Annotated in this window: 15 protein-coding genes; 9 read left to right on the forward strand and 6 right to left on the reverse strand. The window is 72.3% G+C overall.

Annotated features, from left to right (window positions below):
• Positions 1 to 24: 24 nt before the first annotated feature.
• From ACWCXH_RS25050 to ACWCXH_RS25060, 3 genes are all read right to left on the reverse strand, one after another.
• Entirely contained in the window at positions 25 to 492 is a 468-nt protein-coding gene (locus ACWCXH_RS25050) for a hypothetical protein (protein WP_449803716.1), read from the reverse strand.
• 179 nt (positions 493 to 671) lie between these two features.
• Positions 672 to 1,127, reverse strand: a complete 456-nt coding sequence (locus ACWCXH_RS25055; protein WP_449803717.1) for a hypothetical protein — start codon at positions 1,125 to 1,127, stop codon at positions 672 to 674.
• Between the two features lie 425 nt (positions 1,128 to 1,552).
• Positions 1,553 to 3,244 (reverse strand): S53 family peptidase, encoded by a 1,692-nt coding sequence (locus ACWCXH_RS25060; RefSeq protein ID WP_449803718.1) that lies wholly within the window; start codon positions 3,242 to 3,244, stop codon positions 1,553 to 1,555.
• A 211-nt stretch (positions 3,245 to 3,455) separates the two neighbouring features.
• Here ACWCXH_RS25060 and lepB point away from each other — a divergent pair, with 211 nt between their 5' ends.
• From lepB to ACWCXH_RS25085, 5 genes are all read left to right on the forward strand, one after another.
• On the forward strand, positions 3,456 to 4,373 hold the full coding sequence (gene lepB, locus ACWCXH_RS25065) for a signal peptidase I (protein ID WP_449803719.1): 918 nt from the start codon (positions 3,456 to 3,458) through the stop codon (positions 4,371 to 4,373).
• 268 nt (positions 4,374 to 4,641) lie between these two features.
• The gene (locus tag ACWCXH_RS25070) at positions 4,642 to 6,441 is read left to right on the forward strand and encodes a hypothetical protein (RefSeq protein WP_449803720.1); all 1,800 of its coding nucleotides are present in this window, start codon (positions 4,642 to 4,644) and stop codon (positions 6,439 to 6,441) included.
• Between the two features lie 431 nt (positions 6,442 to 6,872).
• Complete coding sequence (locus tag ACWCXH_RS25075) at positions 6,873 to 7,586, forward strand: response regulator transcription factor (protein ID WP_449803721.1); 714 nt, start codon at positions 6,873 to 6,875, stop codon at positions 7,584 to 7,586.
• A 29-nt stretch (positions 7,587 to 7,615) separates the two neighbouring features.
• On the forward strand, positions 7,616 to 8,998 hold the full coding sequence (locus ACWCXH_RS25080; RefSeq protein WP_449803722.1) for a sensor histidine kinase: 1,383 nt from the start codon (positions 7,616 to 7,618) through the stop codon (positions 8,996 to 8,998).
• A 369-nt stretch (positions 8,999 to 9,367) separates the two neighbouring features.
• The gene (locus tag ACWCXH_RS25085) at positions 9,368 to 11,083 is read left to right on the forward strand and encodes an RICIN domain-containing protein (RefSeq protein WP_449803723.1); all 1,716 of its coding nucleotides are present in this window, start codon (positions 9,368 to 9,370) and stop codon (positions 11,081 to 11,083) included.
• A 238-nt stretch (positions 11,084 to 11,321) separates the two neighbouring features.
• On the opposite strand, the gene ACWCXH_RS25090 is transcribed toward ACWCXH_RS25085, so the two are convergent.
• From ACWCXH_RS25090 to ACWCXH_RS25100, 3 genes are all read right to left on the reverse strand, one after another.
• Positions 11,322 to 12,698: a hypothetical protein gene (locus tag ACWCXH_RS25090; protein WP_449803724.1), complete on the reverse strand. Its 1,377-nt coding sequence runs from the start codon at positions 12,696 to 12,698 to the stop codon at positions 11,322 to 11,324.
• 243 nt (positions 12,699 to 12,941) lie between these two features.
• A complete protein-coding gene (locus ACWCXH_RS25095) occupies positions 12,942 to 13,304 on the reverse strand; it encodes a hypothetical protein (protein ID WP_449803725.1) in 363 nt (120 codons plus the stop codon).
• 337 nt (positions 13,305 to 13,641) lie between these two features.
• The gene (locus ACWCXH_RS25100) at positions 13,642 to 14,640 is read right to left on the reverse strand and encodes a ricin-type beta-trefoil lectin domain protein (protein ID WP_449803726.1); all 999 of its coding nucleotides are present in this window, start codon (positions 14,638 to 14,640) and stop codon (positions 13,642 to 13,644) included.
• 1,145 nt (positions 14,641 to 15,785) lie between these two features.
• Between ACWCXH_RS25100 and ACWCXH_RS25105 the strand changes: the two genes are divergently transcribed.
• The 4 genes from ACWCXH_RS25105 to ACWCXH_RS25120 all read left to right on the forward strand — a co-directional run bounded on the left by ACWCXH_RS25105 (position 15,786) and on the right by ACWCXH_RS25120 (position 24,306).
• On the forward strand, positions 15,786 to 19,814 hold the full coding sequence (locus ACWCXH_RS25105) for a Pls/PosA family non-ribosomal peptide synthetase (RefSeq protein WP_449803727.1): 4,029 nt from the start codon (positions 15,786 to 15,788) through the stop codon (positions 19,812 to 19,814).
• A 163-nt stretch (positions 19,815 to 19,977) separates the two neighbouring features.
• On the forward strand, positions 19,978 to 21,768 hold the full coding sequence (locus tag ACWCXH_RS25110) for a Mur ligase domain-containing protein (protein ID WP_449803728.1): 1,791 nt from the start codon (positions 19,978 to 19,980) through the stop codon (positions 21,766 to 21,768).
• A gap of 193 nt (positions 21,769 to 21,961) precedes the next feature.
• Positions 21,962 to 23,392, forward strand: coding sequence for an MFS transporter (locus ACWCXH_RS25115; RefSeq protein ID WP_449803729.1), 1,431 nt, complete (start codon positions 21,962 to 21,964; stop codon positions 23,390 to 23,392).
• 65 nt (positions 23,393 to 23,457) lie between these two features.
• Positions 23,458 to 24,306 (forward strand): helix-turn-helix domain-containing protein, encoded by an 849-nt coding sequence (locus ACWCXH_RS25120; RefSeq protein ID WP_449803730.1) that lies wholly within the window; start codon positions 23,458 to 23,460, stop codon positions 24,304 to 24,306.
• Positions 24,307 to 24,389: the final 83 nt, after the last annotated feature.

Genomic DNA, 24,389 nt, shown 5'->3' on the forward strand with positions numbered 1-24,389 from the left:
CCGCCGCTCCCGGCGGGTGGCGCTCTACCAGTGGCTGCCGTAGACCGGCGTGGGGGCACTGCCGGCCGCGGTCGGCGTGCCGGTGGGCGGGTAGGTTGCGCCGAACGCCGGCGTGCCGGTGGACGGATCGGTCTGGCCGGACGTCGGTATGGCGGTCGGCATACCGCTCGGCCCGGTCGGCATACCGGTGGGCATTCCGGGCGGCCTGGTGGTGGGCTTTCCGCCCGTCTTCAGCGTCGGCGTTCCGACCGGTGTGGTGGCGGGCGTTCCGGTCGGCGTGCCCACGGGTTCGGATGTCGGCCTGCCGGACGGTGCACCGACCGGCAGTGCGGTCGGTGCACCGTCCGCACTGCCGGTCGGCGTGCCGTTCGTCCCGGCATCCGACGGCGGCGCGGCGACGGAAGGAGCGGCGGTCGGGGCGGCGGTCGGGGCGGCGGGAGTGCACGCCACGGCCAGCAGCGAGGTCCCGACGGCGAGGAGGAGGTACGACATCCGCCGGCCGCTGGGAACTCTGCCACCTCCGGCGCGGAGGCGGAGAGAGGTGGTCCGGGACGAGAGTTCCATGCTGCGGTCCCTCCGGGATGAGCGATTCCGATGAGTGCTGTGAGTGGGGTACTGGCCGGAGCCGGACGGACCGGACCGGGAAGGCGGCACCTGTCCGGCCTCGGCGGTCACCCTGCGGCGACCAGCGGATGGGCGTTCTTGTCGCTGACCTGTGCCGACGCGGTGGCTTGCTGTGCCGGAGACTGGCCGGACGCAACGGCTGCGGACCTGCCCGAGGGGCCGCTCTCCAGCGACGCGGGTCCGGCCTGCTTGCCCGCCGTGACCGGCGCCTGGCCAGGGGCTTCGACGGCCGCCGCGCCGGACAGTGGCATCACCGTCGTCGTCGGCGTGGTGCCGGCGAGGGTGCCGACGGCGCCGTGAGCCGGAGCCACCGGGCGGGTGCGGAAGGCCAGCTGGTGGCTCACCGCTTCGTCGAGAGTGACCGGTCGCTTCAGCTCACTGGCCAACTCGGAGGCGAGAAGCCCGAGTTCGGCGACGCGTTGCCAGTCGAGACGGACCACGAGACGCAGCTCGGCGCCTCCTTCAGGGGCGGCTGTGACAGCCGGGATGGCCATGTCGTTCACGGACGGTCCTTACGGTGCGGATTGTGGCGGGGGATGCGCTTCGGCAGATGGCCTTGGCCACCGGCCCGGCGTGCGTCGGCGTGGGCCCGCACGCCGGCCGCCCGACAGCGGCGTGGCGGCGCGGATGGGTCAGGTGGGCCCGCTGCCGTGCTGCCCGTACCGGGCTCGGTGAGACAGACCGTACGGCCTGTCGGCCTGTCGAAAACACCGTCAGCGCGGAACTTTCGACTTCCCTAAGGGAGCGCTCACTCCGGGCTCAACCGGTACCGCCGCGGCCCCGTTCAGCATCGCTTCGACGATGCTGAGCGGGAGGCCGTCGGGAACCACCGAGCCACGGGCGAGCGGAACCTCGTGCGGTCGTCAGCGGCCTTCGCCGTACGCGGTTTCGAGGGTCGGGCGGGGCTGTCCCGTTCGGGCCGTCCCGTTCAGCGGTGGGCGGCGAGCAGTCGGTCGGCCAGCTGGTCGGACACCGGGGTGCCCAGGCCGGTGACCTGGTCGTAGCCGGTCCTGGCACGGAAGTCCTGGTTGCCGCCGGTGGTCACGTCGTGGAACGCCGACTGGCCGCCGCCGGAACCGGCCAGCGCGTAGAGCTTCGGGTTCACCTCGCCCAGCACTGCCCGGCCCGCTGCCTTGGCCTTCTGGTCGTACAGCGCGGTGAAGCCGGCCCACAGTGGGGCGGCCGCCGAGGTGCCGCCGACGATCTGCCAGCCGGGGCCGGCCTGACCCTGGGTGAAGATCGCGAAGCCGGTGGCGGGATCGGCGTCGGAGGAGACGTCCGGTACGGTGCGCCCGGCGGCGTTGACGCCGGTGCCGTTCTGGTAGGTCGGTTTGGCGAAGACCTTCGAGGTGCCGCCGCCGGAGGTAATCCAGGCGCTCTCGGCGGAGTAGGTGTTGCCGCTCAGCCTCAGGTTGGTGCCACCGACGCCGGTGTTGTGCGGGCTGGAGGCCGGGAAGTCGACCGCGGCCACGCCGGGGCCGCTGGCGGAGCGGCTGCAGTCGCGCGAGCCGTCGTCGCCGGAGGCCGAGAAGATCGAGATGCCCTGGGCGGCGGCCTGCTTGAAGGAGTTGTTGACCGCGGTCATGATCGAGACGGTGGTGTCCGGCTCGCAGGAGCCCCAGGAGATCGAGATGACCGAGGCCTTGTTGTCCGCGACGATCCTGGCGGCCATGTCGACCTCGCCCTGGTCGCTGTTGGGTGCCTCGTAGACCAGTTGCTGGGCGTTGGGGGCGACGCCGCGCACGATCTCGCTGTCCAGCTCGACCTCGCCCTGGCCCTGGCCGGGGTGGGCGTCGTAGTCGGCGCCGTCCACCGGGACGGTTCGCACGGCCGGGCCGGACAGTCCGAACCTGCGGTCGTAGGTGGACAGGTTGGAGGAGCGGTAGCCGTCGAACTCCCAGAGAGCGACCGTGGTGCCGGCTCCGTTCGTGCCGAGTTTGTCCAGGTTGTAGGCGCCGTCGTACTGGGCCGGGCCGTATCCGCCCGGGGTGGCGGCCGGGGTCGAGGCGTCCGGTTCGGCCATGCGGGTGGTGCGGGTAGTGCGGCTGGTGTGGTCGTCGAGGCCGACGATCCCCGCGACGACGTCGGCCAGGTCGGACGGCACCGACGCGGGGGTGTCGTTGGCGTGGAAGGTTCGGTGCTGCTCGCCGTCGACGTACATGCTCTCGTGGGTCCCGAAGGCCGCGGCGATCCGGTCGGCCGTGCCGCCGGTGTTGACCACCTGCCGGTTGGCACTCACCCCGGTCACGGTCAGGCCCTGGGAGGTGAGGAACCGGGTGACCCTGTCCACGTCGCCCTGGGTCGGGCCGTATTCGGCTGCGAACTGGTCGGGCGTCAGGTACTTCCCGTACAGCGGGTCACCCGGGGTGGAGACCGCGGTGAGGAACCGGTCGAGGGCGGCGGTGTTGCGCAGCTTGAGGTTGACGGAGACCGCCATCGGCCGGCCGGCGGCGACAGTGTCCTGCCGCTGGGAATGGGACACGGCCGGGGACATGGTGTCCGGCAGTGCCGTTCGGGCGGCCGCAGTCTGCGGCGTCAGCGAGGCATTGGCGCTCAACGAGACGGCGGCCAGCGACAGCACGGCGAGGGCGGCGGACAGGGCGAACGATCGAGATCGCACGGACTCCTCCGGAGAATGGGAACGTTCCGGGTTCGGGAACATGCGGACGAGCATTGCCGAAAACCCGTTAGAGAAGACTTAGCGCAGCTTTATCGGCAAGTGATGTGAATTCGACTTCGCCGCAGACGGATGGGCTGCGAGCTGGTCAGCGAATTCGAATGAGGGAACGGCCACCGGCTTTACCCCGAAAGCAGTCGCTAAGCTCTGGCCGATGAGAACTCGAGTCTTTCGCGGTTCGCGGCGGCGGATGCGCCGCCGTGCCGCTCGGGGGCGGGCCGAGCGGCGCAGGGTCGCCCGGCGCGCGGTGCGCCGGAGGAGACGTTCCCGCCTGTTCGAGCTGCCACTGATCACGCTGGTGGCACTGGTGCTGGCCCTGTTGCTGAAAACCTTCCTGACGCAGGTGTTCGTGATTCCGTCAGGTTCGATGCAGAACACGCTCGGCATCGGCGACCGGGTCGTGGTCGACAAGCTCAGCCCGTGGTTCGGCGGCCAGCCGCACCGCGGTGACGTGGTGGTGTTCCAGGACCCCGGCGGCTGGTTGGAGGCAGATCGACAGAACGCCTCGGACGGGCCGGTGTTGCGCACGGTGAAGACCGCTTTCTCCTTCGTCGGCCTGTTCCCCGCGGACGACAAGCGGAACCTGATCAAGCGGGTGATCGGGGTCGGCGGCGACACCGTGGCCTGCTGCGACGCCCACGGCAGGATCACCGTCAACGGCGTCGCGGTGGACGAGCCCTATCTCGCGCCGGGCAACGCGCCTTCTCAACAGACCTTCGACGTCACCGTACCCATGGGACGGATCTGGGTGATGGGTGACCACCGCGATGTGTCCGCCGACTCCCGCTTCCACATGGGGAGTCCGGGCCAGGGAACCATTCCGCTGACGAGCGTGGTGGGTCGGGCGGTGGCGATCGTCTGGCCGGTCCCGCGGGTCCGGCACCTGGACGAACCCGTCTCGCTCTCCTCGCTGCCGGCCGCGCCCGAAGGCCGGGGGCACGCTCGACCGTCTCCCGATCCCGATCACTTCCCGGCGCAACCCCCGTCCGCGCCGCCCGCGCTGGGCGCGCTCGTGCTCCCGGTCGGGTGGTGGCGGGGGCGGCGGAGGCATCGGCGGCGGTCCGTCAGATGAGCTGGTCCTTAGGCGACTTTTAGGGGATCTCGCTGCCGACGCCATCGAGCCCATCCGCCTCCTACGATCGAACACGCCGCTGTTCGAAGCAGGTTGAGACCCGCTTCCCGGCTGTCGGCCCCCGAAGCGGACTTCCGCGTGGACCCGAGTACCGGTCCGCGGGCGGCTGCTCCCCCAGCCCCTCATCGCGCCGTGACGGCACCCTTGCCGAAGGACCCACATGACCTCACGATCAGCTCATCACCGCTCCCCCGGCCGAAGCCGCCGGGTGACCAGGCCCGCCCTCGGCCTCGCCGCCGTACTCAGCGCGGGCGCCGCCGTCCTGGGCGTGTCCTTCGCCGCCACGACGCCGGCCGCGCCGCACGCCGACGCGCCGGCCCAGCCCAACCCGAACTGCACCATCAAGGTTCCGGCCAACCCGCTCACCGCCCAAGGCCTGGCCACGCCCTACACGTTGGAGGCGACCGCTCCGGCGCAGGGAGCCTGCCACGAGTCCAACGCCAACCAGTCGGCGTTCGTCCAGGCCACCGTCCTCGACCCGGCCACCGGCGCGATATCCGTCTACAGTCCCCTGGTCATCGACAAGGGATCCGCGCCCGCCGTGGCGCCGGTCGTCCCGACCTTGCCGGCGAACGCCGTGGTGGGGATCTGGTTCGGCTACAACGGCAGCGTCCTCACCCTGGCCGGCCAGACCACCGCCGGAAAGTGCACGGGCGGCACGCCGGGTGGGCAGCCCTTCGGCCAGTTCGCCTACTGCAACGCGCCGGCCTTCTTCATCGCCGCCAACACTGCGGAGGCGGCGGGCAAGCTGGCTGTCCCGCCGCTGGGCACGGCCCGCGACGGCAGGCCCTGCCCGACCACGCGTGACTTCAGCGTGGTCGACCAGGACCAGAGCGACAACGTCACCACCGAGTACCTGTCCACCGCCCAGGGCGCGACCGCCCAGAAGACCGCGAGGAATCTCTCCGCCATGAGCGGCGGGGGAGCGACGCGACCCGCCGCATTGCTCAACGGCAGCGACAACCTGCTGCTCGACAACTTCCTGGACCCCGCACTGGGGTGCACCCCGTGGACGGCCCCCGATCTCGCCGACCCGGGCAGCAAGGTCACCTCGCTCGCACTCAACGAACTCCAGGCCGCCAAGTTCCAGGCGGCGCCCGTCGCGCTCGTCCCGCTCAGCGACCCGATGGTCAACGAGAACAACCAGCAGAACCGGAACAAGACCAATCTCTACCGCGCGGGCGTGAATCAGCCCGCACTCGGCGCCACGGCCAACGGCGATCCGAAGGCCTACTGCACCAACCTCGCCACCCTCGGCACCCAGCGCGTCAACCTCGACAAGCAGTTCACCGCCGCCGTCCCCTCACCCCAGGACGGCCAGAACCTCTTCGACTTCCTCACCCAGCGCCTCGCCGCCTCCCTCACCGGCCTCGGCTGCCAGCAGCCGACGCCGACCGCGACACCGGCCACCACCGGTCCTTCGCCGTCGAACAGGGCCACGGCGACCGCGACACCGACCACCACCGGCCCTTCCCCGTCGAACAGGGCCACCCCGACCGCCAAGCCCACCGCCACCCCGACCCGCAAGCCGACCCCCACCCGGGCCTCCGCCACCTGCTCCCCGGCCCAGTTGCTCGGCAATCCCGGCTTCGAGACCGGTGCGGCCGCGCCCTGGACGGCCACCGACGCCGTGATCTACGACTCCACGGGAATGCAGCCCCGCTCGGGCAACTGGGATGCCTGGCTGGGCGGTTACCCCTACGCCGCCACCGACACCCTGTCCCAGCAGGTGACCGTTCCGACCGGCTGCAAGGCCAACCTCGACTTCTGGCTGCACGTCGCCAGCTGCAACCCGTCCACCGGCGCCGACACCCTGACCGTCAAGGCCAACTCGACCACCCTGGCCACCTACACCAACCGGGACGCCGCCGACGGCTACGTGCACAAGACCCTCGACCTCTCGGCCTTCGCGGGCCAGAAGGTGACGATCACCTTCACCGGAGTCGAGGCCACGGGCGCCGAGCAGACCAGCTTCGTGATCGACGACACCGCCCTCAACGTCTCCTGACCACTGCGGCGGGCGATCAGGGAAGACCGGCCCGCGGACGCACCGGCGCATCAGCCGGCCGCCGTGCTGCCCGCAACCCCGTCCGAAACCCGCCCCGGCGGGCGCGGCATCCCACCGCGCCCGCCGGAACCGTCCACGAACGGTGCCACCCGATGCCGCCGCCGATGGTGTGCCGGCGGTTCCCGAGGGCGGGCCATGGTACTCCGGCAACCGCGGCCACCCAACCGAGACCACTCGCCGCACCTCTGCTAAGGAAGCCCTAAGCCTCCGCTAAACTTCCCCGAATCCCGTCTGCATCACCTCGCTGACCAGCGGAAATCCATGACGACCGGGGCCGTGGCCGACCGCATGGCCCGGTGTACCCGCCCCTGTCCGCCCACCGGTTCGAAGACACTGTCAGCCGGATCGGCCCGTCGGCTACGGTGTGCGCCATGACGTCCGTCCTCGTCGTCGAAGACGACCCCGCCATCCGTGCCTCGCTGATAGAGCTGCTGGCCGGCCATCAACTGGTGGTGCGCAGTTCCCCCGACGGGTTCGGCGCACTGCGCGAGGTCGCCCAGTGGCAGCCGGACGCGGTGGTGCTGGACCTCGGCCTGCCGGACCTCGACGGCGCCGACGCGTTGAAGATGATCCGCGGACTGTCCCAGGTCCCCGTACTGGTGGCAACCGCGCGGGACGACGACGCCGAGATCATCAAACTGCTCAACGCGGGTGCGGACGACTACCTGGTCAAGCCTTTCTCCGGCGGGCAGTTGCTCGCCCGGCTGACCGCCGTCCTGCGTCGCTGCGCCGGCCCCGCTCGCACGTTCGCCCCTGGGGGCGGCGTCCCCGGGGCGAGCCCCGGGCCGCTGGTGCTGGGCGAGCTGCGGATCGACCCGCTCGCCCGGACGGTCCACCTCGCCGGCCGGGAGATCGGTCTGACCCGACGCGAGTTCGACCTGCTGTCGTTCCTGGCGCTGAACGCCGACCGGGTGGTCTCCAAACGACAGTTGCTCGCCGAGGTGTGGCGGCAGACGTACGTGGACGAGCAGACCGTGGACGTGCACCTGTCCTGCCTACGCCGGAAGTTGGGCGAGCGCGCCGCCCGGCCGCGCTTCCTGCACACCGTCCGGGGCGTCGGGGTGAAACTGGTGTCGCCCCGGTGAGATCCGCCCTTGCCACGGTCGCACTCGCCGTGACGGTCTTGGTCACCGTGTCCTTCCTCGTCCCGCTGGCCCTGCTCCTGCGCACCCACGTCCAGACCCAGGCGATGCTCGCCGCCGAGCAGCGCGTGGCCGCCACGATGCCGCTGCTGACGCTGGTCCCGGACCAGGCCGATCTCGCCGTGGCGGTGGCCCGCGCGAACACGACGGGCCGGCTCTGCATCCATCTGCCCGACGGCAGCCGGCTGGGCACCACCCATTCCGGCACCCCATTGCTGAACCGGGCGGTGCAGGGCAGGACCGCTCTGATCGGCGACGTTCCCGGAGGCCGGGACTACCTCCAACCCGTCCTGCTCGGGCACGACCAGATCGCCGTGGTCGAGGAGTTCGTGCCCGATTCGGAGCTGAACCGCGGACTGGCCCGGGCCTGGACCGTCATGGCCCTGCTCGCCACGAGCCTGGTCCTCGGATCGGTGCTGGTCGCCGACCGCCTCGGCGCCCGCGTGGTACGCGCCTCCCGCAAGCTGTCCCAGGCCGCAGCAGCCCTTGGCGCGGGTGACCTCGACGTCCGCGTCGAACCCACCGGCCCGCCCGACCTCAGGGCGGTCGGCGACGCCTTCAACACCATGGCCGACCGGGTCAGGCAACTGCTGGCGACCGAACGCGAGCTGGTGGCCGACCTGTCGCACCGACTGCGCACCCCGATGACCGCACTGCGCCTCGCAGCCGAACGGATCGGCCCCACACCGGCCGCGCCACAGCTGGCGAAGGCGGTCGAACAACTCGAGGACGAACTGGATGCGATCATCGTCGCCGCCCGCACGCCCCTGTCCACCAGGTCCCCCAGGGCCGAGTCCGGCGTCGCGCCACGCGCCGCGGGCACCGGACTGGCCGGCCCGGCCCCGGGCGAGTCGTGCCAGGTGTCCGAGGTCGCCGCCCACCGCGTCGGCTTCTGGGCCGTCCTCGCCGAGCAACAGGGTCGGGTCTGCACCTTCGAGGCGACGGACGAGCCAACCCCCGTTCAGCTGCCGGGCGATCACGTCGCGGCCGTGGTCGACGCCCTGGTGGGCAACGTGTTCCGGCACACCCCGGACGGCACCCGTTTCGCCGTGAGCGTACGGCGGACGGCCCAGAGCGTCGTCCTGGTGGTCGAGGACGACGGGCCCGGCATCGCGGACCCGGCGGTCGCGCTCTCGCGAGGAACCAGCGGCGCCGGATCGACCGGCCTCGGCCTGGACATCGCGCGCAGCGCGGCCGAGTCCACCCGCGGCCGCCTTCGCATCGGGCCCGGCCCGCTGGGCGGAGCACGGGTGGAGGTGGACCTCGCACTGGCGGCCCAGGACCGACGGCCCCTCGGCCGCCCTTGGCGCAACCGCCGGCGGGGAGCGCAGAAGCCGCGCGGCCGGCACGGCTGACGGACCGATGCGCGGCAAGCATCGACTCCCTTCCGAACGCGGTCCGAACGCAATCGAAAGAATCCTTTACTGACGGAACGTCTCACGAACGCATTCGCACACTGACCATTCATCATCTTTCGCCGACAGCTACCAGCTGGTAAATTCCGCCTCCGCCGAGGTCCCGTCACCAGTAGGCCTTGGCGGCGCCGGTCCATGGATCCCCCAGGGAAAGCCCGCCATGGATTCCGCTGGTCACGGCGCCGGGCGAGGTGCCTCACCCACGGCATCCTCCGACCTGCCCGCGGCCCCCGGCCCCACCCTCGCACCCGGGGCCGGGCAGTGACTGTTCGACCACGTGCCTTCCCACCGGCATGGTCAGGAGTGAAGATGCCACATTCGGGAACCGCGACGATCCCGGAAGCCGATTCAGCCCACCGGCTCCCGGGCGCCCGACAGCCGGACGAACGCACCGCCACCCAGTCGACGCACCGTCACCTGGACGCCGTGTCGGCGTACGCCGACGCGTGCTGCCCCGACACCCGCGTCGCACAGGAGCTCGCGAACGAGGCGCGGAAGCGGGCAGGGGAAGCCGACGGCCCCGGCGGCGACCCGGCCCCGAGCCGTCTGCACCTGCTGGCCGCAGTGACCAGGACGGCGGCCGAGTGGGCCGACACGGGACGTGGATCGGTTCTGAACCCGGCCTTCACCGCCTGGCTCGCCGACCTTCCCCGGCCCGGCGACGGAGCTGCGTCGGCAGACGCGGCGCTCACCGCAGCCGAAGCGGACTCGCTCATCCTGAGCGCGTTCGAGAGCCTGCCCGCGGCACGGCAGGAGGATCTGTGGCAGCGCCTCGACGACGCGGCCGGATCGCCCACCCGTACGCAGCAGGCCGACAGCCCTGCCGGGCGTCGCCTTCAGGACGCCTGTCTCCAGGCGTACGCCTCCCGCGCGCCCCAGCGCTCCTGCCGGCACCTGGCCGCACGGCTCGGCGAGCACGTCCGACATACCACCAGCGGCGAACCCGACGACCTCGAACGCCACCTCGCCAGGTGCGTGAGCTGCCGAAGCGTCCGGGCGGACCTGGAGGCCATCCGCACCTGGCGGCGGCCCGCTCTGCTCAGGGCACTGGTGCTGTGGGACGCGGGACCGTCACCATCGGCCACGGCCCTCGCACCCGAGCAGGAGCCCCAAGCCCCCGTGCCCGTCGATTCGGGATCCGGCGATCCCAACCCCGCTCCCCACCAAAGGAGTCGGCGCCTGCCCCGACCGGCCCGCACCGACGGTCGGACCGGCCGGCGCCTGCTCGTGCCCCTCGCCGCGGCAGGCGCCGGGGCCCTGGCCGCACTCGCCGTCGCGGGCCTGCTCCTCACCGCCGTGGAGAGGGCCGGAGAACATCCGCTGCCGGCCGACGCCCCGACCCTGCCCGCTCCCCCCACACCGCTGCCGACCAACAGCTTCGACAGTGCGTCCCCGGAGATCGGCTCGGCCGCGATGTCCTCCCTTCCGCCCACCCCCGCCGCCCCGACCGCCGCGCCGACCCCGACCGCCGCGCCCACCGACACCACCCCGTCACCCACGCAACCGGCGACCGCCACGCCCACCGACACCACCCCGTCACCCACGCAACCGGCCGCCGCAGGGCTTCCGCTCGTCAACCACGCCTCGGAGCTCTGCGTCGGCCCCACGACCACCGCACAGGCCGCCGCACAGACCGCCGGCTCACTGCAGCTCCAGCAGTGCAACGGCCAGGCCACCCAGCGCTGGCAGCGGCTACCGGCCGGACAGGACACCTACCAGCTACGCAACACCGGTACCGGGACATGTCTCGACGGCACCACGGCGGGCGGAAGCAGCGTCACCGTCACCCTCCAGGCCTGCCGATCCGATGCAGGGCGCACCGAGCAGCTCTGGCGATTCGCTCCGGACGCCCAGGCAGCCGCATTCCGTCTCCTGTTCGTTCCACCGGTGCCCTCCAGCGACTATCCCGCCCACCTCCTGGGCCCCCAGAACTGGACGAAGGCGAATCCACCGCACCCGGGATCATTTCTGATGCACCTGCCGAACTACTACAACTCCGACAGCTTCCTCTTCACCATGGGCTGACCAGGGACCCGGACGCCGGCACCGGAGCCTCGGGTCCCGGCGCCCGACCGCGATCAACCCTGCAATGACACCGCATAGTTGGCTGGCAGTCAGATGTGCGGCTGGGATGCTCATGAGCAGCGGCCGTTCCCTCGCGCTTCGCTACTGGGTCTCAAAGCGTGGAGAACGGCCGCGGGTGTGTCCCCGGTTCCGGGGGATCTCAGCAGGTCGAGTGACCGGCAAGGTTGGAACGGCAAGCTCAGAAGTGGGTACCGAAGGCCGACGGGAGCTGGCTGGGCGTGACGGTCGGCGTTCCGCCGGCCGTCGGGCTGGGCATGCCGGTCGGCGTCTCGCCGGCCGTCGGGCTGGGCATACCGGTCGGCGTTCCGCCCGCCGTCGGGCTGGGTGCCGGCGCGAGGACCTGGCGGCAGCCGAGGCCGGTGAAGGAGTCGGCCAGCCGCTGGTTCAGGAAGTCGAACAGCGTGCGTCCGGGCTGCGGCGAGGCGGCCTTGGCAGTGAACTCCTTGTCCCGTAGGAACCGTTGGGCGTCCACGGTGGCGAGGGCCTGGCAGTAGGTGCGAAGATCGGCGGTTGTGGCGTGATCGGCCGGCGGCGGGTTGCCGTCAGCGGGGAACTGCCGGGACCGGTCCTTGCCTCCCCCGGGCGGCGGGTTGGTGGGACTTCCGGTGAGCGGGGCCAGACCCACAGGGGATGCCTTGAAGTTGGCTACCTGGAGCTCGTTCAGGGCGAGCGAGGTGACCCTACTGCCCGGGTCTGCCAGGTCGGGAGCCGTCCACGGGGTGCAGCCGAGCGCCGGGTCGACGAAGTTCGTGAGCAGCAGGTTGTCGCTGCCGGTGGGCGGTGCGACGGCGCTGCGTGCCACGGTCGAGCCGGACAGCCGGCCGGTGGTGGCGGCGGTCCGCTGTGCTGTCGCACCGCGTGCGGTGATCAGGTACTCGGTGGTCACGTTGCCGTCGTGGTCCTGCCCGACGATGCCCAGGTCCCGGGTGGTCGGGCAGGGGCGGCCGTCACGGGCCATGCCCAGCGGCGGCACGACGAGCCGCCCGGCGCTCTGCGCGGACCAGGCGGAACTGAAGAACTCGGCGGCATTGCAGGAGGCGAACTGGCCGAACGGCTGCATCGGCGATCGGCCTGCGCACTTGCCGGCGGCGGCGTGGCCGGCCAGGGTGAGGGTGTTGCCGTCGAAGCTGAACCAGACGCCGACGACAGCGTGTTCGGGCAGCTTGGGCAGCACCGGGGCGACGGCGGGCGCACTGCCCTTGTCGGTCACCAGCGGGTTGTAGACGAAGACCGTCCCGGTGTCCGGGTCGAGCACGGTGGCCTGCACGAAGACCGCCTGGTGCGAGTTGCTCTCGTGGCAAGGGCCCTTGGCGGGGTCGGTGGCTGTCAGGACATAGGGGGTGGCCAGCCCGCGGGCGGTGAGTGGTGCGTCGGGCACGGTGAGCGTGCAGTCCGGGTCGGAGGGGGCGGGCGGGACGGCGACGGGGACGGTGTCGGCGAAGGAGACGCTCAGCAAGGACGCGCCGACGGCGAGCAGCCCACCGAGAGTCAGGCTGAGCGTGGCCACCCGGCTTCTGTCGGCCCGGGACTGGTGCCTGTTCAGTGTTCTGGGCATACGTTGATCCTTTTGTCGTCGGACATCGAAGGAGGTGGCGGTACGGACACGATCGACAGCGCATCGACCCGAATCCTGGGCGGGGCCCGCCGATCGCGAAGGAGCGGGCGTCGGCCCGACAGCCGGAACACGCCGCTTGGTCGACCCGACCGTGCGGAGCGAGACGAGTTGTCGGTCGCGGTGGAGCGCAGGGCCGGGGCCTGGTCCTGCTGCTGGGAGCGCCGTCCGTTCGGCCGGGTACTGCTACGCGTTCTCGCCGCCGGTCGACGTCGGCACGGCTGCCTGCCCGACCGGGTGCGGGAGCGCCACAACGGCCGCGGACCGGGCCGGGATTCCGCTCTCCGCAGAGGCCGGCGACGCCGGTGTGCCGTCATGGGCGCCGGCCACCGCGCCAGGAGTGTCGTGGGCCGGAGCCACCGGGCAGCGGGACCCCGGCCGGCGGCTCACCGCTTCGTCGGTGGCGACTCGCCGCGGCGCTTCGGCGGCCGCCACCGCCGTGGGGGCACCGGCCTCGGCGACGTGTTCCCAGAGCGGGCGGACCCTGCAACGCGGCTCGGCGGCTCGTTCCGGGGCGGCTGCCCCGGTGGGGTCGGTCATGTCGTTCATGGAGTGATCCTCACTGTGCAGGTCGGGGACGCGAGGAGCCGCAGTGGAACGGGCAGGAAGTCGGGGGCCGGCGGCGCGGCGAGTGCCAGGGGCGTGAAGCCCGGAGTCCGGCTGCCGGACGCACCGTGCGGGCGGAGCGGTCGGGGAAACCGCGAGCCCGGTACGGAAAGCCCTCGGAGCCGGGCCGACTGAGACCGACACTAAGGCCCGTCCACTCTCCGGAACACCGCCTCCGTGGAACTTTCGGTTCCGCTAAGGGATCGCTCACCCCTGGCTTCGCCGTGCCTCGGGACGCGCCGGAACCGATTGCCAACGGCGTTGTGCCGCAACGGCGTTGTCAGGCGCGGCCGGCCGGGCCGAGGCAGGTCCACAGTTGGAGCGGGGTCCCGTTGGCCCGGTATCCATCAAGTACGTCCAGGCACAGCCCGGATCTGGCGTTGGCCAGATTGCCGTCCGGGCGCACGGTCCACTTCTGGCTGTCCGATCCGGTGCAGCGGGTGGCCACCACCCGGGTGCCGTCCTGCCCGAAGTCCTGTGCGGGAGCAAGGCAGAGCGTGCTGTTGGCCGTGCGCAGTTCGTCGGCGGCGGTACGGGTCCACTGCTGCGTCGCGCGCCCGTCGCAGGTCCAGATCTGCAGGCTGCCGTCCGGGCCGGCCGTCAGGCAGTTGCCGGACGCGGCGTCCACCAGCACCTGGGCGGCAGGGGCTTCGGCCGGGGCCGAGCGCATGGTGTCGGCCGGCGCCGACGCGACGGAGCCCGGTGCGGTGCCCGCCGGCGCCGGTGCGGCGGGGCTCGGCGAGGTGTCCGCCGGCGCCGACGCGATGGAGCCCGGTGTGCTATCGACCGGCCGCGGGGACGGCGCCCCGCTCGGGGAAGGCGACGCGAACGGCGAGAGCGAGAAATCGCCCTGTCCGACCGGGCCGCCGGGGATGGTCACCGCCGTCCCGTCCCCGGAGCCGGCCGGCGCGGTCAGTCCCGATATCTGCGCATAGAGGACCACCCCCACCGCCAAGGCCAGCGCGACGACCAGCACCGTCCCTCGGGTGAGCCGGCGGGCGGCAGCCCCGGACGACTGTGGATCTCGGCGGCCTCCGGGACCGGGATCACCGGCACCGGCGAGGTGCTCGGCGAACGGATCCGGTTCGGCGATGACCGGGAGCACGACCGTCTCCGCCTCGGCTCCCGCCTCCTGCACATCGAGGTCCTGGACGTACGGCGGGATGCGTAGGTCGAAGCGGGAGTCCGGCGGGAACGGGGCGTCGGATCGTGGATTGCAGATGTGGCTGGTGCCGGGCCCGTCGAAAGGGCAGCGCTGGCACCGTGGTCTGGAGTGCATTGGCACGACTCTCTTTGCTGTTATGCCGTCGGCAGGTGCGGTGCTGGCGGCCGGTCGCGCGCCGGCCACGCCGGGCGCCGACGCGATCGCCCGGGCTGCTCGTCACCCCGGTAGCTCGTCCGGGGTGACGAGCAGGGGTGCCGCCGGGCGGGGGGAAGGAGCCCGGCGGCACCGGTCCTACGGCCCTGCGTTGCAGCAGGACGGGAACTGGCTGATGGGTAATGGCGGTGGGTGTGGCGCTCGTGTTTGGCGGGACAGGGGGTCGCAATCGCGGTCGTGCTCCGGCGATGGCCGGCCAGGACGCTTACGGGCTGACGGCCCGGCAGATCGGCCGCTGGTGACATGGATGCTAGGAGCTCCACGCGATCGATGCTCCGTTCAGCGGCCGTTCCTAAACGACACCTAAGGTTTTGCTCATTCAGGAGAGCGCTCACCCGACCCGACGGGCAAGGCCGACATTTCCGACACACTCCCGGTGATCCACTTCATGGCGACAAGGGCGTCGCAGCCGCCGCCACATCGGCCCTGACCTGCAGTGTCCTGACCCGGCGAGCGCCGTTGCGGGCCGGACGAGACTGAGCGAATCCTTAGCAACCTCTTAAGGCATATACCGCCATCGGATCTTGACGTCGTTATGCCTATACGCTCATTGGCGTACCGCAGGCCGGAAACCTCCCGTCCCGCAGTTGCCATCCAGGTCGCGGTCTCCCACCGCCGTTCCCGAGGTGACGACCGGCACTGGATCCGCCGGGCCGGACACCGACCCGGTTTCAACCCATCGCGGTGCAACGGCCACGGCCGGCACCCGCGATCACGACGCCGACCCTCCGCAGTCGATGCCGTCAGGAGGTACGAAGATCACGAGGACAGGCCTTCCCCAGCCCCAGCCACTGCCCTTCAACGGGTACGAGAACACCTCTCACCCGCCGGACTCCTACCTCAGCCCGCGGTACGACGCTCAGTTCGGCATCCGACCCTCGTGAGATCGAACCCCGGATCAGACCCGGCATGGAATGGCATTTGATGCTCTGTTCATCCGTGTGCTTCGGAGTGGTTGCCGTGGTGTCTGCACGCCCGTTCGACTGCCGGCGGATGAGGAGTCCCGTCGGCAGAGAGTCGAGAAGCCCTGCCGATGGAGACATTCGATGGAGACATGCGAGTATTTCGGGGCGGAAAGTCCCGGCGAGGTCACTCCGGACGTCACTGCCGGGGCACTCTGGCCGCTCGCCCCGGCCGCGCCGGCCCGCACGCTGCTCGACGCCCTCGTGGCGGCCGCCGAGGCCTGCCCGCACGCCCCCGCGCTGGACGCCGGCGGCGAGGTGCTCGACTACCGCACGCTGCTGCACCGGGTCGCCGAGTTCGCCGGCCGGCTCGCCGCCGCGGGGATCGGCCGGGGCGACCGGGTCGGTGTGCGGGTGCCGTCCGGCACCGCCGACCTCTACCTCGCCATCCTCGCCGTGCTGCGGGTCGGCGCCGCGTACGTCCCGGTGGACGCCGACGACCCGGACGAGCGAGCCGAGATGATCTGGCAGGACGCCCAGGTCTGCGCGGTGCTCGGGGCCGGCCGCACCATCGCGCCCAGCCCGCACGTCCGCCCCGGCGGGCAGCCGGCCTGGCCGTCGCCGGCCGACGACGCCTGGATCATCTTCACCTCCGGCACCACCGGCCGCCCCAAGGGCGTCGCCGTCACCCACCGCTCGGCGGCGGCCTTCGTGGACGCCGAGGCCCGGCTGTTCCTGCAGCGCCGGCCGCTCGGCCCGGGCGACCGGGTGCTGGCCGGCCTGTCCGTCGCCTTCGACGCCTCCTGCGAGGAGATGTGGCTGGCCTGGCGGCACGGCGCCTGTCTGGTGCCCGCGCCACGCTCGCTGGTCAAGGCGGGCACCGACCTCGGGCCCTGGCTGGTCGAGCGCGGCATCACCGTGGTCTCCACCGTGCCGACGCTGCTCGCGCTCTGGCCGGCGGAGTGCCTGGCCCAGGTCCGCCTGGTGATCGTCGGCGGCGAGGCTTGCCCGCCCGAGCTGGTCGAGCGGATCGCGGTGCCCGGCCGGGAGTTCTGGAACACCTACGGCCCGACCGAGACCACCGTGGTCGCCACCGCCGCGCAGATGTCTCCCGGGCAGCCGGTGCGGATCGGCGCCCCGCTGGACGGCTGGGAGATCGCCGTGGTGGACGGCGAGGGCAAGCCGGTCGCCTGGTACGAGACCGGTGAACTGGTGATCGGCGGCGTCGGCACCGCCCGCTACCTGGACCCGGAGAAGGACGCCCAGAAGTACGGCCACAGCCCCTACCTGCGCAGCCCGCGGGTCTACCGCTCCGGTGACCTGGTGCGGGCCGAGCCGGAGGGCCTGGTCTTCGTCGGCCGCGCCGACGAGCAGGTCAAGCTGGCCGGCCGGCGGATCGAGCTGGGCGAGGTGGACGCCGCGCTGCAGGCACTGCCGGGGGTACGGGCCGCCGCGGCGGCCGTGCGCAGGACCCCGGCCGGCGGCGAGGTGCTGGCCGGCTACCTGGTGCTGCACGACGGCGCCCCGTTCGACCCGGCCGCCGCCCGTTCGCTGCTGCTGGAGCGACTGCCGCAGTCGCTGGTGCCCGTGCTCGGCGTGGTGGACCAGCTGCCCACCAAGACCTCCGGCAAGGTCGACCGGAGCGCCCTGCCCTGGCCGCTGGCCACCACCGGCTCGGCCGCCCCCGACGGCCCGCGCCCGGCCGGTACGGCCGGCTGGCTGGCCGGGCAGTGGGAGGCGCTGCTGGGCGCCCCGGTCGGCACCGACGGCGACTTCTTCGCGCTCGGCGGGACCAGCCTGTCCGCCGCCAAGCTGGTCTCGGTGCTGCGCGAGCGGTACCCCGCCGTCTCGGTCGCGGACCTCTACGCCCGCCCCGGCCTGCTCGACATGGCCGCCAGGCTGGACGAGTTGGGCGGCCCGCCGCGCGAGCGGCGGACCGTCCGGCCGACCCCGCGCCGGGCCGGTCTGGTGCAGTTCCTGGTACTCGCCGTGCTGTACACCGTCAGCAGCCTGCGCTGGGTGCTCGGCCTCGCCGCGCTGGACAACCTGTCCGGCGGCACCCTGTTGCGGGCGCCGTACACCCCGTGGTGGCTGATCCTCATCGGCTGGGCGGTGCTGTCCAGCGCCCCCGGGCGGCTGGTGATCGGGGCCGGCACGGCCCGGCTGCTGACCACCGGGGTGAAGCCCGGCAGCTATCCGCGCGGCGGCTCGGTGCACCTGCGGCTGTGGGCCGCCGAGCGGACGGTCGCGATGTTCAACGTCGCAGCAGTGGCCGGTACCCCATTGGCCCGCCACTACGCCCGAGCACTTGGCTGTGAGGTCGGTGAAGACGTCCATATGCACGCGATGCCGCCGGTGAGCGGCCTCGGCCGGTTCGGCGCGGGCTGCTCGATCGAGCCCGAGGTCGACCTGGCCGGCTGGTGGCTGGACGGCGACCTGCTGCACCTGGGCGCGGTCGAGGTCGGCGAGGGCGCGCGGGTCGGCACCCGGTCCACCCTGATGCCGGGCGCCCGGGTCGGTGCCCGGGCCGACATCGCCCCGGGCAGCTGCGTACTCGACCCCGTGCCGGCCGACGCGCACGTGCACGGCTCGCCGGCCCGCCCGGTGCCGGACGCCGCCCCTGCGGGTTCCGGCTGGCCTCGCCCCGAGCATCACCGGTCCCGTCGCTGGGAACTCGCCTACAGCCTCGGCCTGTTCGGCTTCGGGCTGCTGCCGCTGGCCTCCGCGGTGCCGACCCTGGCGCTCGCCTGCCCGCTGCTGGACACCGACCGGACGCTGGGCTCCGCGCTGCTGCAGCTGATGCTGGTGACGCCGGTGCTGGTGGCGGTCTGGGTCAGCTGCTACGCGCTGCTGCTGGTGCTGCTGGTCCGGCTGTTCAGCCGGCCGATCAGGCCGGGGTACCACCCGGTGCACGGCCGGGTCGGCTGGTGCGTCTGGGTGGTCGCACGGCTGATGGACACCGCGCGCAGCTCGCTCTTCCCGTTCTACGCCAGCCTGTTCACGCCGGTCTGGCTACGGCTGCTGGGCGCGAAGGTCGGGAGCCGGGTGGAGGCCTCGACGGTGCTCACACTGCCCGGGCTGATGCGGGTGGACGACGGCGCGTTCCTCGCCGACGACACCCTGATCGCACCGTTCGAGGTGCGCGGCGGCTGGCTGCGGCTCGGGGCGGCCCGGGTGGGCCGACGGGCCTTCGTGGGCAACTCCGGCATCGTCGCGGCCGGCCGCGAGCTGCCGGACGACGCGTTGGTCGGCGTGCTCGCCGACGCGCCGCCGCACGCCACGCCGGGCTCGTCCTGGCTCGGCCGGCCGGGCATCGCGCTGCCCCGGGTCGCGGACACCGGCGACCCGAGCCGCACCTACGACCCGCCCCGGCGGCTGGTGCCGGCGCGGGCCGCGGTGGAGCTGTGCCGGTTCCTGCCGGTGGTGTGCACCGCGCTGCTGGGCGACCTGGCCTTCGCCGCCCTGCAGGACGTGCTGGACACCGACGGCCTGGCGGCCGCCATCGCCTGCGGCGGTCCGGTGCTGCTCGGCGCCGGCATCCTCGCCTGCGTGACCACCACCCTGGTGAAGTGGCTGCTGCTGGGCCGGTTCCGGGCCGCCGAGCACCCGCTCTGGTCGACCTTCGTCTGGCGCAACGAGCTGTACGACACCTTCGTCGAGGAGCTCGCCATGCCGTGGCTGGGCTCGGCCCTGATCGGCACGCCGTTCCTGAACATCTGGCTGCGCAGCCTGGGCGCCAGGATCGGCCGGGGTGTGTGGTGCGAGACGCACTGGCTGCCGGAGACCGACCTGGTGCGGGTGGACGACGGCGCCAGCGTCAACCGCGGGGTGGTGCTGCAGACGCACCTGTTCCACGACCGGGTGATGCGGCTGGACGAGGTGCACCTGGCCGAGGGCTCGTCGATCGGACCGCACTCGATCATCCTGCCGGGGGCCACCCTCGGGCCGGGCTCGTCGGTCGGCGCGGCCTCGCTGGTGATGCGCGGCGAGGAGGTGCCGCCGGCCACTCGCTGGCTCGGCAACCCGGTAGCCGCCTGGTCGCAGGCGCTCCCCGAAACCCCCGGGCACCGCAGCCGCGGAAGACACCGCGCGCCCAAGGCCGGACGGACAGCCCCGACGATGCCTCACCGTTCGGAGGCCATGAGCTCGGGGCCGAGTACCGCGCAACGCTGAACGGCGGTCGGCAGAAGACCAGGGCGACACAGCACGGTCCACCGATCGGACGCGCTCCGGTCCGGCACGGGCCCGCCGCCGACCATGCGTCCCTGGCGCGGGCGGAGCCCCGGAGACGAAAGGCGCCGACGCCCACCGCCGGCTGCCGCGCTCGCCGGCCGAGGTGCTCACCGCGTTCGAGACCGGCCGGCTCGCCTCCGATCTGCTCGGCGAGCAGGTCGTCGCGCACCTGGCCGGTGTCGCCCACCTGGACCTGGAGCACCACGCCGCCCACGTCAGCGAGCCGAGCCGGAGCGCGGTCTCCCCCAGGCATGAGCCCCGGGTCGGCGGCGGGTCGACCCCCTCCCCGCCCGCCCAACTTCCTTCCACTGACTTCCCGTTGGAGACCACGATGGACACCACCACCCACCCCGACAGCCACCGCCCCGTCGCGGGCCCGGCCACGTCCGCCGTGCCCGATCTGCTGAGGGCCGTACACCTGGTCGATGTCGCCGCCCCCGGCATGGAGGGCCTCGCCCTGTGGCTGGCCGGCAGTGGCGCCGACGTCACCGGCAGCGTCCCCGAGGCCGACCGGGACAGCCCGGCGGTGGCCGCGCTGGGAGCTGTCGGCGTCCAGGTGCGGGTGGGCTTCAAGCCTGAGCACGTGCGCACCGACCGGACGGCCGTGGTGTGGTCGGGTGTCTTCGCCGGGGCGCATCCCGAGCTCGACCACGCCCAGGTGCTGCGGCTGCCGATTCTCGGCCGGGCCGTCGCGCTCATGGCCATCTGTGCCCGGACGGGGTCCGAGGCGGTGGCGGTGGCGGGCAGTCACAGCACCGCGAGCGCGGCAGCCGCCCTGGCCGCCGTGCTGGATGACGGCCGGACGGGCTGGGTCCTGAACGCCCCGGCCGGCGGCGGCAGCGCCGGCCACGCCGGGGACGGCCGCATCGTCGCGGACTTCTGCCCGGACACCGCCACCCACGAAGCCGCTCCGCCCGGCGCCTGGCAGCACCGCCCCGCACCGCACTTCCTCCACCACGAGCCCCGCTTCGCCGCCGCGCTCATCCTGTCCACCGGCGCGAACGCCCCGCACTACGAGGACAACATCGCCGGCCTCGACGCCGCCGAGCACCTCGCCCGCCGCGCCGGCACCGTCGTCCTGCCCACCTGGGACAACGGCGCGAAGATCCTGCGCGAGCGCCTGGGCGACCGGCCCGGACCGCATGTGGTCACCGTCGGCACCGACCCGGCCGACACCGTGTGGATCATGAGGCCCCGCTGGACCGGCGAGGACTTCCGCGTCACCCTGCGACACGAGGGGACGGACCACGCCTTCGTCCTCCCGGTCACCGGCCGCCACCACGCCCTGGCCGTGTGCGCCGCCATCGCCACCGCCCTGATCCTCGGCGAGGACCCGCAGGCCCTCGCCGAGCGAGCCGGCGCCTTCCGCGGCGTCGAGCGTTCGCTGGCCACGGTCGGCACGCAGTCCGGCATCACCGTGGTGGACTCCCGTGCCCGCCACCCGCGCGAGATCGCCCAGGACGTCACGGCCGCCCGGTTGCTCACCGAGGGCTCGCTGGTCGTGGTCCTGGAGCCGGACGGCATCGCCCGCACCAGCGCGCACGCCGCCGAACTCGGCGCCGCTCTGGGCGATGCCGACCACGCGGTGCTGCTGCCGGTCAGCACCCCGCTCGCCGCCCACCTCGCACCTGATCCGCTGGACGCCGTCGAGCAGGCCGCCCTCCGGGCACTCGGAGCAGGAGCCGTCCACCGCGTCCGCTCCGGACCGTGCGAACCCGGCCCGGAGCAGCGGATCTTCGAGACGACCGCCGAGGGCGACCTCGTGCTGGTCGTCGGGACCGACCAGGCGGCACGGCTCGGACCGAGGCTGCTGTTGCACCTCGCCGCCCCGGGCGCACCGATCCCGCAGCAGCCGCGACCCGCCCCGACCACCCCGCCGGAGAAGACACCGTGACCTTCGGCACTCCGCCCGACCTCACCGGCACCGAGCGCAGGCCGATCGTCCTGGTGGCTGCGCTACGAGATCGTGACAAGACCAGTGTGCCCGGGGCCACGGTGCGGAGCCTGTCATTGCCAGTGGTAGGCAGACCGGGGATAGGCACAGCCGGGTTCTGGCTGATCAACACCGGTCGCACCAGGCTGGGACCATGACAACCGATACGGCCGTTGCCCCGGCCCCGTCCGCCTCCGTCCGCATGACCGGCCGCCAGCTCACCGTCCTGGTGGTCCTTCTCGCCTCCCAGTTCATGATGGCGGCGGACTTCTCAATCCTGAACGTGACGCTGCCCCGGGTCGGTGTGGACCTCGGGTTCACGGCCGGCAACCTGCAGTGGATCACCACGATGTTCGCGCTCTGCGCGGCCGGCTGCACCCTGGTCTTCGGCCGGGTCGGCGACTACCTGGGCCGTCGGCGGATCTTCGTCGCCGGCATGGTGGTGCTCGCGGTCGCCTCCCTGATCGGCGGCATCGCCACGTCCCCGACGCTGCTGTTGGTGGCCCGGACGCTGCAGGGTCTGGCCACCGCGGCGATCACCCCGGCCGCGATGGCGCTGCTGACCACCTCCTTCACCGAGCCCGCGATGCGCACCAAGGCGCTCGGGCTCAACGGCGTCATGATGAGCTCGGGCTTCACCGTCGGCTCGATCCTCGGCGGTGTCCTCACCGCGTTGCTCTCATGGCGTTGGGCGTTCTTCATCAACATCCCGGTCGCCGTGGCCGCCGTGATCGTGGTGCCGATCGTGGTCGAGGAGAGCCGCGCCGAGACCCGTGACCGGCTTGACCTGCCGGGCGCCCTACTGATCACCGCCGGACTGTTCTCCGGCATCTACGGCATCACCCGGGCCGCCGAATCCGGCCTGGACGCTCCGGCTATCGGTACCCTGGTGGCCGCCGCCGTGCTGCTCGCCGTGTTCTGGGTGGTCGAGGGCCGCACCGAGGGTGCCCTGGTGCCGGTGCGCATCCTGCGCCTGCCGGACATCGCTCTGAGCAACCTCGGCGCGCTGTTCATCTTCGGCGGCGAGACCGCGATGATCTTCTTCACCGGCCTGTACGTGCAGAACGTGCTGGACTTCTCCTCGCTGGCCGCCGGATTGGTCCTGCTCGGGGTCGGCGCCGGCCAGATCCTCGGCGGCACCATCGGCCCGAAGATCGTCGGCAAGGTCTCCCCGCGCATCCTGCTGGGCACCGCGCTCGCGGGCCAGGGCCTGTTCATGCTGCCCATGGTGTGGATGACGAACGAGCCGATCTGGCTCGTCCCCGTCGTCGTCGCGCAGTTCGTCAACGGCATCTTCTCGATGCTGGCGATGCTCTCCTTCATGGTGATCGCCACCTCGGCCGTCGACTCCTCGATGCAGGGCATGGCCACCGGCATGGCCACCCAGGCGCAGCAGGTCGGCATCGCCATCGGCATCCCGCTGCTGAGCGCCGTGTTCGCCGCAAGCATCGGCGACGGGGGCGGCCCGGCCGACGAGCTGTCGGGCATCCACCTCGCGCTGACCGTCGACGCCGGGCTGCTCATCGTGGCCGGTCTGCTCCTGTGGGCGGCGCTGCGCCGTCGCGCCGCGTCGACCGCCGGCTGATGTGGCCCGACGACCGTCCGACCCGCGTTCGGCCCCCGTGTGACACTAGGAGCGTGGAAAAACCGGTGAACACCGACCTGGGTAGCTACCTCAAGCGGATGCGTGAGCGGGTCCGGCCGGAGGAGATCGGGCTGGCGGTGCGCGGTGCGCGCCGGGTGCCCGGCCTGCGGCGCGAGGAGGTGGCGGCGCTCGCTGGGGTGAGCCCCACGTACTACACGCGGCTGGAGCAGTCGCAGACCGCGCACGCCTCACCGGCCATCCTGGTCGCGATCGCGCGCGCCCTGGACCTCAGCCCGGACGAGGAGGAGTACCTGCTGAAGGTGGGCACTCCGGTGACCGAGCGGGAGCTGCCGGCCCGCCAGATCGACCAGATCAGCCCGTACACCCGGATGCTGGTCAACTCCCTCGGGAACGCGGCCGTGGCGGTGCTCAACTACCGCTGTGACATCCTCGGCTGGAACTCGCTCTACCATCGGCTGTTCGCGCCGCACCTGGATTACGACGCGCCGAAGAACGCGACGGTGCGGCCGAACGTCATCCGGCTGAACTTCCTGGACGACAACGTCCGCGGGCTGTACGTGGACTGGCCCCTGGAGGCCAGGTCGAACGTCTCGTACCTCCGGTTCATCGCCGGGAACCACCGGCACGACCCGCAGTTGGCTGAGCTGATCGGTGAACTGAGCATCGGCAGCGAGGAGTTCTCCAAGCTCTGGGTCAGCCACCGGGTCGCGAACTGCACGGTCGGAACGAAGACCTTCGACCACCCGAGCGTCGGGGAGTTCGAGTTGATGTACCAGTCGGCCGACCTGGGCGACGGGAACATCCTGAAGTTCTACCACGCCGAGCCGGACAGCCCGCACGACGCCGCGCTGCGCCTGCTCGCGGTGGACCTCAATCCGGCCCGCAGGTTCTGACAGGCCGACGAAGAAGCCGCTCGGCAGCGAACTCCCCGCTGCAGTCTCGCCGCACGACGCCTCCCGGAGGCGGCCGGAACGGC

It is taken from the genome of Kitasatospora sp. NPDC001660, from assembly GCF_053596725.1.